The sequence below is a fragment of the Streptomyces sp. NPDC019224 genome, assembly GCF_040632605.1.
In the GTDB taxonomy this organism is placed as follows: Bacteria; Actinomycetota; Actinomycetes; order Streptomycetales; family Streptomycetaceae; genus Streptomyces.
In genome coordinates, this window is record NZ_JBEYCF010000044.1 from 16,983 (window position 1) to 30,961 (window position 13,979).

The window sequence follows — 13,979 nt, forward strand, 5'->3', positions numbered from 1 at the left end:
GGGGGCTCAGGCGCGCAGCGCCTGCACGGCCGCCTCCAGCCGCTTTCCGAAGTCCTCGTCGGCACGCCGGAAGTTACCGATCGCGCGCTCGGCGATGTCCTCGCGCGAGACCTTCGCGATGAATCCGGAGAGGTTGTCGATCAGCCGGGCCTTCTCGTCCTCGGCCAGGAGCCGGTAGAGGTTCCCGGCCTGCACGAAGTCGTCGTCCTCGGCATGCCGCGGGGTTTCGTGAGGGCCCGTGGAGCCCGCGACGGGGACGGCGCCCCACAGCGGCCGGCCCGTCTCGGCGGGACCGCCGAAACTGTTCGGCTCGTAGTTCTTCGCACCCTTGTGGCGGCCGTCGTACAGGTGGCCGTCACGGCTGTCGGTCCGCGCCTCGGTGGCATGCGGGCGGTTCACCGGCAGGTGGTCGGCGTTGACGCCGACGCGATAGCGGTGCGCGTCGCCGTACGCGAAGAGACGGCCCTGGAGCATCTTGTCCGGGGACGGGCCGATGCCGGGCACGAAGTGCGCCGGGCTGAAGATCGACTGCTCGACCTCGGCGAAGATGTTCTCCGGGTTGCGGTTGAGCTCCAGCCTGCCGATCTCGACCGGCGGGTAGTCCGCGTGCGGCCACACCTTGGTGAGGTCGAAGGGGTTGAAGCGGTACGTCGCCGCCTCGGCCGCCGGCATGATCTGCACCTGCACCGTCCAGGACGGGAAGTCGCCGCGCTCGATGGACTCACGCAGGTCCCGCTGGTGACTGTCCGGGTCCACACCGGAGAGGCGGACGGCCTCCTCGGTGGTGAGGTTCCTGATGCCCTGGTCGGTCTTGAAGTGGTACTTGACCCAGAAGACCTCGCCCGCCTCGTTGTGCCACTGGTAGGTGTGCGACCCGAAGCCGTCCATGTGGCGGTACGAGGCGGGGATGCCGCGGTCGCCGAAGAGCCAGGTCACCTGGTGGGTGGACTCGGGCGACAGGCTCCAGAAGTCCCAGACGTTGTCCGCCTCCTGGGAGCCGGTGTACGGGTCGCGCTTCTGGGTGTGGATGAAGTCGGGGAACTTGATGGCGTCCCTGATGAAGAACACCGGGGTGTTGTTGCCGACGAGGTCGTAATTGCCCTCCTCGGTGTAGAACTTCAGCGCGAAGCCGCGCGGGTCCCGTACGGCGTCGGCCGCGCCGAGGCTGCCCGCGACGGTGGAGAAGCGCAGGAACGTCTCGGTCCGCTGGCCGACCTCGGAGAGGAACTTCGCCCGCGTCCACCGCGACACGTCACGGGTCAGCGTGAACGTCCCGTACGCGCCGGCGCCGCGGGCGTGCACCACACGCTCCGGAATGCGCTCGCGGTTGAAGTGCGCGAGCTTCTCCAGCAGCGACTGGTCCTGCACCAGGACCGGACCACCGGCCCCGGCGGTCTCGCTGTTCCGGTTGTCGGCGACCGGCGCGCCGGCCTCCGTGGTGAGGGGTCCCTGCGTCACGTGCGCCTCCTGCGTCGTTTCCGCACGTCATGCCTCCATGGCGTGCACGGCTTCGGCCTTCCTGCCCTCCGGCCACCACCGCAATCGATCCTACATTGGACAAAATCCAAGTCAAACAGTCATCCAAAGTCGCACCTATTCAAGACCTGGTTCGTGCGCTGCTAGAATGGCGCTCATGAGTGACCTGCTGGAACGACTTCGAGGACGCGGGTGGCGCATGACCGCGCAGCGGCGCGTCGTGGCCGAGGTCCTCGACGGGGAGCATGTACACCTGACGGCCGACGAGGTCCACGCACGGGCGGTGGCCAAGCTGCCCGAGATCTCCCGCGCCACCGTCTACAACACGCTGGGCGAGATGGTGAGCCTCGGTGAGGTCATCGAGGTCTCCACCGACCGCCGCGCCAAGCGCTACGACCCCAACGCGCACCGCGCCCACCACCATCTGGTGTGCGCGCAGTGCGGCGCCATCCGCGATGTGCACCCCTCGGGCGATCCGCTGGCGGACCTGCCGGCCGGTGAACGTTTCGGCTTCACGATCTCCGGCGTCGAACTGACCTACCGGGGCATCTGCCCGGACTGCGCCGCGGCCGCCTGACCCACGCACCCCCGCCGCCCTCGCCGGAGATCGCTTCCGGCGGGGGCGGTTCTCGCGTGCGCGGGAGCGGGTATACGACAGCGCGCATACGACAGAGGGCCGGATCTTCGAAAAGATCCGGCCCTCTGTCTTCAGTAGCGGGGACAGGATTTGAACCTGCGACCTCTGGGTTATGAGCCCAGCGAGCTACCGAGCTGCTCCACCCCGCGTCGTTGTGTTCATAACCCTACGGCACCCCTTGGACCAGTGCAAATTCGTTGGGGGGCACCGGGGCGGGGCGGTCCGCCCGGAGCGGAGCGAGACGGTCCGCCCGGAGCGGAGCGAGACGGTCCGCCCGGAGCGGAGCGAGACGGTCCGCCCGGAGCGGAGCGAGACGGTCCGCCCGGAGCGGAGCGGGGGCGGGACGGAGCGGGGGCGGGACAGCGCGCGGGGACGCCCGGCGCGGGGCAGGCCCGCTCCGGCGCGTCCTACGCCGTCAGTTCCTGGTGCAGCGCCTCGCGCAGTCGCGCCGCACGCTCCGCGACCTCCGCGGGCCCCAGCTCGACCGCCCGCCCACACCACCGCTGCCCTTCGGCCAGCTCACCGCGGCGTGCGGCCAGCAGGGCCAGGCGCAGCGCGGCCCGGCCGTGGCCGTCGGCCGCGGCGCGGGTCCACCACAGGGCGGCCTCGCGCTCACTGCCCTCGCGGGCAAGGAGCAGGCCGAGGTTGAACGCCCCGTTGCGGCTGCCGGACTCGGCCGCCGCCCGGTACCAGCGGCCGGCGCTCTCCACGTCCCCGCGGGAGGCGGCGAGCATGCCGACGCGGACCTGGGCACGGCGGTGCCCCTGCTCGGCGGCCCGCTCGTACCACTCCTCGCACTCGGTCTTCTCCGGCAGCGGCGCACCCAGGGCGGTCGGTCCTGGCGGCGGCTGCCGTGCGTCGAGCAGCCCGGCCAGCCGGAAGGCCGCCTCCGCGCTGCCGCCGCCCGCCGCGCAGCGCAGATGCCGCTCGGCCTCCTGCTCCTCGCCGTGGTGCAGGAGCGCCATGCCGACCTGGAGCGCCGCCTCGGTGTGCCCGGCCGCCGCGGCCCGCTCGTACCAGAGCAGGGCCGTGCGGTCCTCGTCGCGCCCGGCGTACAGGATGCCGAGGTTGAAGGCGGCATCGACGCTGCCCGCCTCGGCCGCCTTGGAGAACCAGGGCTCGGCGCCGGCCGGGTCCCCGGCCTGGAGCAGGAGCACGGCCAGCGCGTTGGCGGCCTCACGGTGGCCCGCGTACGCGGCGCGGCGGTACCACTGCTCGGCCTGGGCGGTGCGGTCCTGGGCGGCGCAGAGCAGACCGAGGTTGTACGCGCCGTTGACGTCGCCCGCGTCCATCGCCGCGCGGTACCAGCGCTCGGCGGTCTGCTGCTCGCCCCGGGCCGCGTGCAGCGCGCCGAGGGCGTTCGCGGCGTTGCCGTCGCCGTCCTGGGCGGCGCGCAGCCACCACACGGCGGCGCTCTCCCGGTCGCCCGCGTCGCGCAGCAGGAAGCCGAGCGCGCAGGCGGCGCGGGCCTCGCCGGCCTTGGCCGAGATGAGGTACCAGCGACCGGCCTCCTTGAGCTCGCCGCGCTGTTCGAGGATGGCGCCGAGGTGCAGGGCGGCGCGCCGGTGGCCGCGCGCGGCGGCCTGCCGGTACCACTGCTCGGCCTCGCCGGTGCGGGAGGGCTCGGGGCCGGCGACCGGGCCGTCGCCCTTGGCGGTGCGGCGGGGCGCGACCGGTTCAGCAGCGGTGCGGGGGCCCAGGCCGGGACGGCCGAACACCTCGTGGGCGGCATCGGCGGCGTTGCGCTCCAGCAGGCGCGCCAGGCGGTAGGCCGCCTCTCGGTGGCCCTGCTCGGCGGCGGAGCGCAGCCAGCGCTCGGCGCCGACGTCACCGCGGTGCTCCAGGAGGTCGGCGAGCGCGTACGCGCCCAGCGCGTGGCCCTGCTCGGCGGACTGGCGCAGCCAGTACTCGGCGGCGGGCTCGTCCCCGCGCTCGCGGAAGTGGCGGCCCAGGGCGTGCGCGGCGGCGGCCGAGCCGGCCACGGCGGCGGTCCGCCACCAGCCGGCCGCCTCGTCGGGGTAGCCGCGCTGGTGCAGCAGGACGCCCAGATTGTTGGCTGCGGCCCGGTCGCCGTCGGCGGTGGCGGCGCGCAGATAGGGCTCGGCGCCGGCGAGGTCGCCGCGGCGCAGGAGCAACGCGCCGAGCACGCTCATCGACGCGGTGTCCCCGGCGTCGGCGGCACGACGGTGGCGTGCCTCACTCTCGGCACTGTCCGCGCTCGCCTCGGTCTCCGCCCCCTCGGCGTTCTCCACGCCGTCGGCGGTCTCGAAGGTCTCTGCGGTCTCGGCGGTCGCGGCACTCTCCGCGGTCTCGGCGCTTTCGATGGGGTCTTTGTACTGCGCGGCGGCAGCGGCAAACGCCACATCCGCCATCTTTTCCGCCGGATGGACGTGACTCCGCGCAAACCGCCCTGTCTTCAACAGAGTTGCCCTGTCCCCCATAAATACCATCGTCGCACCACCTGTAACCCGCGTACATCTGGTATATCGCGGCCAGTGAGGTCACTTCAGCGTTTTGTCGACATGCCCACAGAGAGACAAGTCAAACACGTTCGCGGCCAACTCGTGCCCCCCGAAGCACACTTCACGCCCACCACGTGGAAAAAGTCACCACGGCACGACGAAGGCCCGGATCCCCTGGAGGATCCGGGCCTTCGTCTTTCAGTAGCGGGGACAGGATTTGAACCTGCGACCTCTGGGTTATGAGCCCAGCGAGCTACCGAGCTGCTCCACCCCGCGTCGTTGTGTTCAAACCGTACCACGACGCGGAGGTGAAGCTTTACCGGGTTACTCAGCCCCCGCCCTCATCGCCCGCTTTGTCCGAAGCGCTTGGCTTATCACCTTTGTCGGCCTTGTCGTTACTGTCGGACTGGGCCGCGGCCGCCCGCTCCAGTGCGTCCTGGAGATCGGTCTGCGCCTTGCCGTAGGCCGCCCAGTCCTGCTTCTTCAGAGCCGCCTCACCTTCCGTGTACGCCTTCTGCGCGTCGGCGATGGCCTTCTTGAGCGCGGCGTCGCCGGTGGCCGGCGGCTCGGTGGTGTCCGGCGGCTCGGTGGTGTCGCCCGGTGGCTCCGCCGTATCGGAACCCTCGACTCCGAAGACGGCGTTGAGCGCCTCGCCGAGACTGTTCTCAAAGACGATCTTCGAGCCGTACGAGGCGGCCACCTTGCGCAGCAGGGGATAGTTCTGCGTACCACCGCGCGTGTAGACCGGCTCGATGTAGAGGAAGCCCCCTTCGAGCGGCACGGTCAGCAGGTTGCCGTACTCGATGTCGGAGTCGGTGCCCTTGAGGTTTCTCACGAACTCGGCAACGTCGTCGTTGCCGTTGAGCTCACTCTGCACCTGGCCGGGGCCCTTCACCGCACCGGTGACTCTCAGGAGCCTTATCGTGCCGTAGTCCTTGCTGGCCGCATCGGCGTCCACCGCCATGAACGCCCCGAGGTCGGGCCGTCCCTTCGGGGTGAACGTCGTCGTCAGCGAGAACTTCTGAGCCGTCTGGCCCGGCATCTTCATGCTCAGGTAGTACGGCGGGACGGAGCCGGATTCCTTGTTGGTCGGGTCGTCCGGGACCTGCCAGGCGTCACTGCCGCTGTAGAACTGGGCGGGGCTCGTGACGTGGTAGCGGGTCAGCAGCTCGCGCTGCACCTTGAACAGGTCCTGCGGGTAGCGCAGGTGGTCCATCAGCTCCTGCGGAATGTCCGCCTTGGGCTTCACGGTCCCGGGGAACGCCTTGCGCCAGGTCTTGAGGACCGGGTCCTGGGTGTCCCACTCGTACAGCGTGACCGTGCCGTCGTACGCGTCGACGGTGGCCTTCACCGAGTTGCGGATGTAGTTGACCTGGTTCTGCTGGGCGACGACCGCGCGCTGGTTGGTGGTCAGCGAGTCGGCCGTGGTGTCACCGAGCGTGGTGCGCGAGGCGTACGGGTAGCCGTTGGTCGTGGTGTAGGCGTCGACCACCCACTGGATGCGCTTGTTGACGACCGCCGGGTAGGCGTCGCCGTCGATGGTGAGCCAGGGGGCCACCGCCTCGACGCGTTCCTTGGGCGTGCGGTTGTAGAGGATCCGCGACCCGTCGCCGATGGCTCCCGAGTACAGGATCTGCGGCTCGCTGAACGCCACCGCGTACGCGGCGCGGTTGAACGCGTTGGAGAGGCTGACCCCGCTGTCACCCTTGTAGCTGGTGGTCTTCTCGCCGTCCTCCTCGTAGTCGAGCTCCTTCTGGGGCCCGCCGACGATGGAGTACTGCTCGGTCTTCTCGCCGTAGTAGATCTCCTGCTTGTACGTGCCCAGGTCGCCGGTGGTCGGCAGTCCGGACTCGGTGAAGTCGGGAGATCCCTGCGGGTTCTTGCCGGTCGTGGTCCCCCGGGCGGCGATGGCACCGTAGCCGTGGGTGTAGGTGAAGTGGTCGTTGATCCAGTTGCGCTTGGGGATGCCCTGGATGTTGAGCTCGCGCAGACCGATGACCGTGTCCTGCTCCTTGCCGGAGGCGTCCTTGTACCGGTCGACGTCCAGCGTCTTGGGGAACTGGTAGTAGTTCCTCTTCTGCTGGAGCTGCTGGAAGGCCGGCGAGACGACGTTGGGGTCCATCACCCGGTAGCTCGCCGCCTCGTTCGCCGCCGTCCGGAGCTTGGCGTCGTCGTCCTCGGTGGACTTGCCCGTGTAGTCCGAGACCTGCGCGTCGTTGATGTCGTAGGCGTCGCGCGTGGCTTCGATGTTCTTCCGGATGAACGGCGCTTCCTTGGCCTGCTCGTTCGGCTGGACCTGGAACTTCTGCACGATCGCCGGGTAGAGACCGCCGATCAGGATGGCCGAGAGGACCATGAGGCCGAAGCCGATCACCGGCAGCTGCCAGGTGCGCCGCCAGAGCGTCGCGAAGAACAGCACCGCGCAGATCGCGGCGATGCAGAACAGGATCGTCTTCGCCGGGAGGTAGGCGTTGGCGTCGACGTACCGCAGACCCGTCCAGTTGTCCGTGGCCTTGAAGTCACTGGACTTCACGGCCAGACCGTAGCGGTCCAGCCAGTACGCCACGGCCTTCAGCGCGACGAAGACGCCGAGCAGCACCGAGAGGTGGCCGGTGGCCGCGCCCGTCGCCCGCGCCCCGGGGCTGGTGACGCGCAGCCCGCCGTACAGGTAGTGGGTCAGGGCGGCGGCGATCAGGGAGAGCACCGTCGCCGCGAAGCCGAAGCCCAGCAGGAAGCGGTACCAGGGCAGGTCGAAGGCGTAGAACGACACGTCCAGATGGAACTGGGGGTCCTTCTGGCCGAACGACACGCCGTTCACGTACATCAGCCAGGTGCGCCACTGGCCCGAGGCGGAGGCCCCGGCGATCAGGCCGACGAGGGCGGTGACCGCGAGCAGCACCCACTTCTTGTACGGGGCGAGGCTCATCCGGTAGCGGTCCAGGCTCTGCTGCTCCAGCGACATCGCGCTCAGTGGCGGCCGGAGCCGGTGCGCGAGCCAGATGTTCAGACCGACGGCCAGGGCCATCAGCAGTCCGAAGACGAGGAACAGTCCGATCTTGGTCCACAGGGTGGTGGTGAAGACGGACGAATACGCGACCGACCGGTACCAGAGCCAGTCCGTCCAGAACCCGGCGAACATGACGAACGCCATGGCGAGAATCGCCAGGACGCCGAGAGTCATGAGCAGGGTTCGGGCGCGCCGGGACGGGCGGCCGACTCTGATCCGTGGCCCGGTCGGGCCTCCGCCGCGGTCCGGCATCTGGAAAGCCAACGTGCGCACCTCGAAGTTCGCGGGTCGTGTGGAGCGGGCCCAGCGATCGTAGAGCCCATCCCTTCAACTTACTGATGCTTTACCTAGTTCCCGTTCCCGGGGCGGAAGGAGGCAGGATGTTGTCCATGCCCAACGTTTCCCCCTCAGGCCCTCCGATGGCCGCGAGCCCGCTCACCGTCGCGGTGCTCGAAATCGACGAGTACGTTTCCCACCTCGGCTGGGACCAGCCCGCCCGCCTCTTCGCTCTGGTCGACACCGCGCGGCTGCGGGTCCAGGAGCCCGGTCTCGCCTCCCAGCTCGGCCTCGACGACGACGGGGGGAAGGCCGCCGCGCTGACCCCCGTCGAGCAGGAGGAGCTGCCGGCCGGCACGGCGCTGGACGAGTTCCTCGCCACGATCGCCTGGCCCGACGCGGTCGTCGGGTGCGCGATGACGGTGGAGCGGCTGATGCTGCCGCCGTCGGCCGAGGCGTCCGTACCGGACGGGCTCGACGACAAGCGGCTGACCAAGTGGGTCGCCGAGCACCCCGACCGGCAGGAGGTGCGGATGACGGTGGCCGTCCTGCGGGACGGGGCGCGCGAGTCGGCCGTACGCCTGCGGGAGAAGGACTCGGCGAGCGAGGTGCTGACCGGTGCCGGTCTTGTGCCGGGACTGGCCGAGGCTCTGGCCGCCACGTTCGAGTCCTGACCGTCCGCTCCGCCCCGGGGGGGCGGTCAGCCTGCCGAGCAGCTCGGCAGGCCGGCCGTCTTCCCGGTGCGGAGCTTCTCCAGCGACTTCCTGGCGTCGTCGATGGTCTTGACCTTGATCAGGGTGAGGCCGTCGGGAGCGTCGGACGCGGCGGCCGCGCAGTTGTCGTAGGGGGTCAGGAAGTAGCGGGCGCCCGCGTTGCGCGCGCCGACCAGCTTCATGGTGATCCCCCCGATCGGGCCGACCTTGCCGTCGTCGTCGATGGTGCCGGTGCCGGCGACGAACTCGCCGCCCGTCAGCTGCCCCGGGGTCAGCTTGTCGACGATGCCCAGGGAGAACATCAGTCCCGCGCTCGGACCGCCCACGTCGGCCAGCTTGATGTCGATGTCGAAGGGGAAGGTGTGGTCCGTCCCCGCCTGGATGCCGACGATCGCGCGGTTCTCCTCGGGGGCCTTCGCGGTGGTGATGGTGATCTTCTCGGCGCCGTCGGGCTTCTTGCCGGCCTTCTCGGCCGCTGCCGCGGTCTTGGCCGGGACGACCGTGAAGGTGACCTTCTGGCCGGGCTTGTGCCGGGTGACGAGCTTCGCGACGTCCTCGGGCTTCTCGACCGTGGTGCCGTCGACGTTCTTGATGATGTCGCCCGCGTGCAGCTTGCCCTGGGCGGGGCTCTCCTTGACGACGGTGGAGACCACGACGTACGAGGTGACGGGGATGCCCAGCTCGGTGAGGGCCGCGACCTTGGCGCTCTCCTGGGACTGGCTGAACTCCTCGGCGTTCTCCTGCGTCGACTCCTCCTCGGTCTTGCCGTCCGGGTAGAGGGTGTCGTGCGGCACGACGACGCTGTCGTGGCCCAGCCATCCGGAGACGGCCTCGACGAGGTTCATGCTGTAGTCGGCACCGGTCACCCGGACCGTCGTCATGTTGAGGTTGCCGGACGTCTTGTACGTCTTGTGGCCGGTGATCCGCAGGACGGGCTCGCCCTCGACGTCGCCGAGGGTGTTCACGGTGGGGCCGGGGGACATCTCCGAGTAGGGCACTTTGATCAGCACGCCTGCGCAGAGCAGCGCGATCAGGATCAACGTGGAGGCGAGCATCGTCGCGGTGCGGCGTGGCATGGAACGACAGTACGGGAAGGGTCTGTCAGTGCACCGTCGGGGCCGGTCCGTACGGGCCCGGGAGCGGGTGCGCCGAGGAGGGCGAAGTCGGGCTCAGGTGTTCGATATCTGCTCGACCGGCTCGGAACCGGAGTGCGACTTCTCCATGGCTTCACGGAACCGCGCGTATCCGGCGAGTTCGGTGACGTCACCGGCCGTGCGGTTGCGGGCGGCCCAGCCTCCCCATATCGCCGCGCCGAACGCGGCGAAAAGCGGAATCAACAACCAGGCGAGCGCTGCCATGCCGACCTCCCTACCCCCTGAGCGGTCATAACTGACCGATCAGCAGATTAACCATCTGGAAAAACAACGCTCGTGGCAGGGGTGCGGTTACGCAAATCGGGGCAGATGACCGCCGTTCCGGTTTGCGGTCAGCAGGCTCCGACCCACTCCTCCGTACCGTCCGAGAAACGCTGGTGCTTCCAGATCGGAACCTCGTGCTTGAGGTCGTCGATGAGCTTGCGGCAGGCCGCGAAGGCCTCCGCGCGGTGGGGGCAGGAGACCGCCACGACCACGGCGAGATCACCCACCCGCAGTTCACCCACCCGGTGGACGGCGGCCAGCGCCCGCACCGGGAAGTCGGCGACCACCTTCTCCGCCACCCGGCGCAGCTCCTCGGGGGCCGAGGGGTGGCACGAATAGCCGAGGCCGTCGACGTCCTGCCCGCCGTCGTGATCGCGCACGGCGCCGACGAAGAGCGTGGTGCCGCCCGCGGCCTCGTCGCCGACCGCCCGGAAGACCTCGTCCACCGACAGCGGCGTGTCACGGATGTCCAGCAGCCGGATCGGGTCCTGCGCCGTCTGCTCGCCGGGGTGGTCGTACGTGAGTGCCATGACCACCATCGTGCCGTACCGCACCGACAACACGGAATTGCCGGTTCACCCGGCGGGCCGCGCCCCGCCTTGGAGCCTCCTACAGCCCTGATCCCCTTCGGGGCGCTCAGATGCGGCGGCGGGCCTTGCGGGCGCGGCGCACCAGCGCCGCGGTGCCGAGGAGGGCGACGGTCGCGCCGGCGGCACCGGCCGCGGTGGCGTCCTTGCGGCCGAGCCGACGGCCCGCGACGGTGTGGCGCCCCTCCACCTCCTCCAGGAGCGCGGCGAGCACCTCCTCGTTGGTCCAGGCCGGGCGCCAGCCCGCGTCGTGCAGCCGGCTCACGCTGACCACCCAGGGGTGCATCGTGTACGCCAGGTCACCCGCGGGCGAGGGGGTCAGGCCGATCCGGTGCAGCCTGGCCGCGGCGCCCAGCGCGACGGCGGAGGGAAGCTCCATCCGGCGCACCCCGCTCAGCTCCTCGACCTCCTCCTGTTCCAGCCAGCCGTCGCAGCCGACCGCGAACTCCCCGTCGATCTTCTCCAGGGCGGCGTACTCCAGCGCCGTGACCAGGTCCTCGACGTGGCAGAACTGCCAGGCGGGCCGGGAACCGGCCACCACGAGCAACCGGGGCGACTCGAAGTAGCGCGTCAGCGCCGTGTCCGTGCCGCCGACGAGCACGGCGGGGCGCACGACGGTGACCTGCAGTCCGGGGTGGGCGCGCGGCGCGCGGCGGCCGAGCCGTTCGATCTCCAGGAGGTCGCCGACGCCGGTGGCCTCGGCGGTGGCCCGCAGCTCGGCGTCCTCGGCGAGCGGGAGGTCGTTGTCCGGCAGCGCGCCGTAGACCATCGCGGAGGTGCACAGGACGACGCGGTGGACACCGGCGGCCGCGGCGGCGGTCAGCACGGTCTGGGTGCCACGCACGTTGTAGGCGGTGCGCGCGACGGGGTCGGTCTCCAGATCGAGGTCGAGCGCCAGGTGGACCACGACGTCCACGCCGCGCAGCTTCTCGGCGATGACGGGGTCGCGGACGTCGAGGAGGTGCCAGGTCGCGTCGGCGACCTCTCCCCGGCGCTCGTCGATGGCGATGACCTGCTTGATCTCCTCGGACGCCGCGAGACGTGCGGTGAGCAGCTCGCCGACGCCCTTCGCGGCTCCGGTGACGGCCACGACCGGGCCGCGGCTTCTGGGGCGGCCGGGGACGGACTTCTTCTCGGGTGACGGGTCGGCCAGGTTTCGCGCTGCGCGAACCTGCGGATCTGGGGAACTCACCGGGCGTCTCCAGCGGTTGTCTTCAGTACGTACCCGCGTGACACGCACGTACCAGGTGGCGTCCATCCTGCCGCAGGGCCGGAGCAGGCGGAGCACTGAGGCCCCGAGCGGACTTGGTGTCTACGCTGGATGGTGATGTCGGGCAGTCGCCGTCGGTTTCCACCGGCGGCCCTACGAGCCGAGGAAACCCGTGAGTGACACCCCATTCGGATTCGGCCTTCCGCCGGAGGAGCCGGACGACGGCGACCAGGGCAAGAAGAACGACCCCACCGGAGGTGGGCAGGGTTCGGGCGGTCCGGCGAACCCATTCGGCTTCGGCCCCGGCGCGGGCGGTGACAACCCCTTCGCCGCCATGTTCGGCTCGATGAACCCGAACGACCTGGGCGCCGCCTTCCAGCAGCTCGGCCAGATGCTGAGCTACGAGGGCGGTCCCGTCAACTGGGACATGGCCAAGCAGATCGCCCGCCAGACGGTGTCGCAGGGCACGTCGGACGGCTCCAAGGACGCGAGCGTGAGCCCGGCCGAGCGGACGGCGGTCGACGAGGCGCTGCGCCTGGCCGACCTCTGGCTGGACGGCGTGACGTCGCTGCCCTCCGGTTCGGTGTCCAGCGTGGCGTGGAGCCGCGCGGAGTGGGTGGAGGCGACGCTCCCGGCCTGGCAGCAGCTGGTCGACCCGGTCGCCGAGCGCGTGGGCCTGGCCATGGGCGATGTGCTGCCCGAGGAGATGCAGGCGATGGCGGGCCCGCTGATCGGCATGATGCGGTCGATGGGCGGCGCGATGTTCGGTCAGCAGATCGGGCAGGCCGTCGGCGTGCTGGCGGGCGAGGTGGTCGGCTCGACCGACATCGGGCTGCCACTGGGCCCGGCGGGCCGGGCCGCACTCCTCCCGCTGAACGTGGAGCGGTTCGGCAAGGACCTGAGCGTCCCGCAGGACGAGGTGCGGCTGTACCTGGCCCTGCGCGAGGCCGCCCACCAGCGTCTCTTCGCCCATGTGCCGTGGCTCCGCTCGCACCTCTTCGGTGCCGTCGAGGGCTACGCGCGCGGCATCAAGGTGGACACCAGCAAGCTGGAGGACGTGGTCGGCCAGTTCGACCCCTCGCAGCCCGAGCAGCTGCAGGAGGCCCTCCAGCAGGGCATGTTCCAGCCCGAGGAGACCCCGGAGCAGAAGGCGGCCCTGGCCCGCCTGGAGACGGCCCTCGCGCTGGTCGAGGGCTGGGTGGACGCCGTGGTGCACGCGGCCGCGAAGTCCCGTCTGACCTCGTCCGACGCGCTGCGCGAGACGATGCGCAGGCGGCGCGCGTCCGGTGGCCCCGCCGAGCAGACGTTCGCCACGCTGATCGGTCTCCAGCTGCGTCCGCGCCGGCTGCGTGACGCCTCGCGGCTGTGGGCCTCGCTCACGGACGCCCGCGGTCTTGAGGGGCGCGACGCCCTGTGGGAGCACCCCGACATGCTCCCGACCGCTCACGACCTGGACGATCCGGACGGTTTCGTCCACCACGAGCAGCTGGACTTCTCCGAGCTGGACAAGATGCTCGGCGAGGCGGCGAACGGCCCGCGGAAGCCCGCGCCCGGGGCGGAGGCCGCGGACGACGGCGACGCCGAGGAGAGCGGCGAGACCGAGGACAACGGCAAGGACGACACCGACAAGTGAGCCTGCACGATGACGCCGTCCTCGTACTGAAGGGTTACGGGGCGGGGGCCGGCCCCGCCCAGGAGGAGCTGCGCGACAGGTACCTGGAGCACCTGGCGCACCACCCGGACGGCATGTGGAAGTCCTGCGAGGCCGGGCATCTGACGGCCAGCGCCCTGGTCGTGGACCCGGAGCGCGGCCGGGTCCTGCTCACTCTGCACCGGAAGCTGCGGATGTGGCTGCAGATGGGCGGCCACTGCGAGCCCGGTGACACCACGCTGGCGGCCGCCGCGCTGCGGGAGGCGACGGAGGAGTCCGGTATCGCCGGACTGAGCCTGCTGGCGGGCGGCCCGGTGGTCCTGGACCGGCACCGGATTCCCGCGCCGTGCCACTGGCACCTGGACGTCCAGTACGCGGCCCTGGCGCCTTCGGGCGCGACGGAGAGCATCAGCGACGAGTCCCTCGACCTGCGCTGGTTCACTTACGCCGAGGCGGCCGAGATCGCCGACGCCTCGGTGATCCGGCTGGTGGAGCGTACGCGCGCGGCGCTCGACGGCGGCCGGTAGCCCGCCCGTACGACC

Annotated in this window: 11 protein-coding genes and 2 tRNA genes; 4 read left to right on the top strand and 9 right to left on the bottom strand. The window is 70.7% G+C overall.

Going from position 1 to position 13,979, the window contains the following annotated elements; translation table 11 throughout:
- Positions 1–6: 6 nt before the first annotated feature.
- Positions 7–1,458 (bottom strand): catalase, encoded by a 1,452-nt coding sequence (locus ABZ564_RS24540; RefSeq protein WP_360860373.1) that lies wholly within the window; start codon positions 1,456–1,458, stop codon positions 7–9.
- A gap of 175 nt (positions 1,459–1,633) precedes the next feature.
- On the opposite strand from ABZ564_RS24540, the gene ABZ564_RS24545 reads away from it, so the two are divergent.
- Positions 1,634–2,053, top strand: coding sequence for a Fur family transcriptional regulator (locus ABZ564_RS24545; protein WP_360860375.1), 420 nt, complete (start codon positions 1,634–1,636; stop codon positions 2,051–2,053).
- 135 nt (positions 2,054–2,188) lie between these two features.
- Here ABZ564_RS24545 and ABZ564_RS24550 read toward each other — a convergent pair.
- From ABZ564_RS24550 to ABZ564_RS24565, 4 genes are all read right to left on the bottom strand, one after another.
- Positions 2,189–2,262: transfer RNA gene (locus tag ABZ564_RS24550), tRNA-Met, on the bottom strand.
- Between the two features lie 258 nt (positions 2,263–2,520).
- Positions 2,521–4,563, bottom strand: coding sequence for a tetratricopeptide repeat protein (locus ABZ564_RS24555; RefSeq protein WP_360860378.1), 2,043 nt, complete (start codon positions 4,561–4,563; stop codon positions 2,521–2,523).
- 214 nt (positions 4,564–4,777) lie between these two features.
- Positions 4,778–4,851 (bottom strand) — tRNA-Met (locus ABZ564_RS24560).
- A gap of 52 nt (positions 4,852–4,903) precedes the next feature.
- Complete coding sequence (locus ABZ564_RS24565) at positions 4,904–7,834, bottom strand: UPF0182 family protein (RefSeq protein WP_360860466.1); 2,931 nt, start codon at positions 7,832–7,834, stop codon at positions 4,904–4,906.
- A gap of 128 nt (positions 7,835–7,962) precedes the next feature.
- On the opposite strand from ABZ564_RS24565, the gene ABZ564_RS24570 reads away from it, so the two are divergent.
- Complete coding sequence (locus ABZ564_RS24570) at positions 7,963–8,532, top strand: PPA1309 family protein (RefSeq protein WP_360860381.1); 570 nt, start codon at positions 7,963–7,965, stop codon at positions 8,530–8,532.
- Between the two features lie 26 nt (positions 8,533–8,558).
- On the opposite strand, the gene ABZ564_RS24575 is transcribed toward ABZ564_RS24570, so the two are convergent.
- The 4 genes from ABZ564_RS24575 to ABZ564_RS24590 all read right to left on the bottom strand — a co-directional run bounded on the left by ABZ564_RS24575 (position 8,559) and on the right by ABZ564_RS24590 (position 11,768).
- Positions 8,559–9,647 (bottom strand): PDZ domain-containing protein, encoded by a 1,089-nt coding sequence (locus tag ABZ564_RS24575; protein ID WP_360860384.1) that lies wholly within the window; start codon positions 9,645–9,647, stop codon positions 8,559–8,561.
- A gap of 93 nt (positions 9,648–9,740) precedes the next feature.
- Positions 9,741–9,929 (bottom strand): hypothetical protein, encoded by a 189-nt coding sequence (locus ABZ564_RS24580; protein WP_360860386.1) that lies wholly within the window; start codon positions 9,927–9,929, stop codon positions 9,741–9,743.
- A gap of 128 nt (positions 9,930–10,057) precedes the next feature.
- On the bottom strand, positions 10,058–10,519 hold the full coding sequence (locus ABZ564_RS24585; RefSeq protein WP_360860389.1) for a molybdenum cofactor biosynthesis protein MoaE: 462 nt from the start codon (positions 10,517–10,519) through the stop codon (positions 10,058–10,060).
- Between the two features lie 106 nt (positions 10,520–10,625).
- Positions 10,626–11,768 carry an SDR family oxidoreductase gene (locus tag ABZ564_RS24590; protein WP_360860392.1) on the bottom strand — a complete coding sequence of 381 codons (1,143 nt, stop codon included), beginning with the start codon at positions 11,766–11,768 and terminating at the stop codon, positions 10,626–10,628.
- A gap of 190 nt (positions 11,769–11,958) precedes the next feature.
- Here ABZ564_RS24590 and ABZ564_RS24595 point away from each other — a divergent pair, with 190 nt between their 5' ends.
- A complete protein-coding gene (locus tag ABZ564_RS24595) occupies positions 11,959–13,419 on the top strand; it encodes a zinc-dependent metalloprotease (RefSeq protein ID WP_360860394.1) in 1,461 nt (486 codons plus the stop codon).
- On the top strand, positions 13,416–13,964 hold the full coding sequence (locus ABZ564_RS24600) for an NUDIX hydrolase (protein WP_360860396.1): 549 nt from the start codon (positions 13,416–13,418) through the stop codon (positions 13,962–13,964). Before ABZ564_RS24595 ends, ABZ564_RS24600 begins: the two co-directional genes overlap by 4 nt.
- The last annotated feature ends 15 nt before the right edge of the window (positions 13,965–13,979 follow it).

Excerpts from the sequence above, each read along its gene's own strand:
- ABZ564_RS24555 (WP_360860378.1), bottom strand. The coding sequence starts at position 4,563 with ATGGTATTTATGGGGGACAGGGCAACTCTGTTGAAGACAGGGCGGTTT.
- ABZ564_RS24570 (WP_360860381.1), top strand. The coding sequence starts at position 7,963 with ATGTTGTCCATGCCCAACGTTTCCCCCTCAGGCCCTCCGATGGCCGCG.
- ABZ564_RS24575 (WP_360860384.1), bottom strand. The coding sequence starts at position 9,647 with ATGCCACGCCGCACCGCGACGATGCTCGCCTCCACGTTGATCCTGATC.
- ABZ564_RS24545 (WP_360860375.1), top strand. The coding sequence starts at position 1,634 with ATGAGTGACCTGCTGGAACGACTTCGAGGACGCGGGTGGCGCATGACC.
- ABZ564_RS24580 (WP_360860386.1), bottom strand. The coding sequence starts at position 9,929 with ATGGCAGCGCTCGCCTGGTTGTTGATTCCGCTTTTCGCCGCGTTCGGC.
- ABZ564_RS24565 (WP_360860466.1), bottom strand. The coding sequence starts at position 7,834 with ATGCCGGACCGCGGCGGAGGCCCGACCGGGCCACGGATCAGAGTCGGC.
- ABZ564_RS24585 (WP_360860389.1), bottom strand. The coding sequence starts at position 10,519 with ATGGCACTCACGTACGACCACCCCGGCGAGCAGACGGCGCAGGACCCG.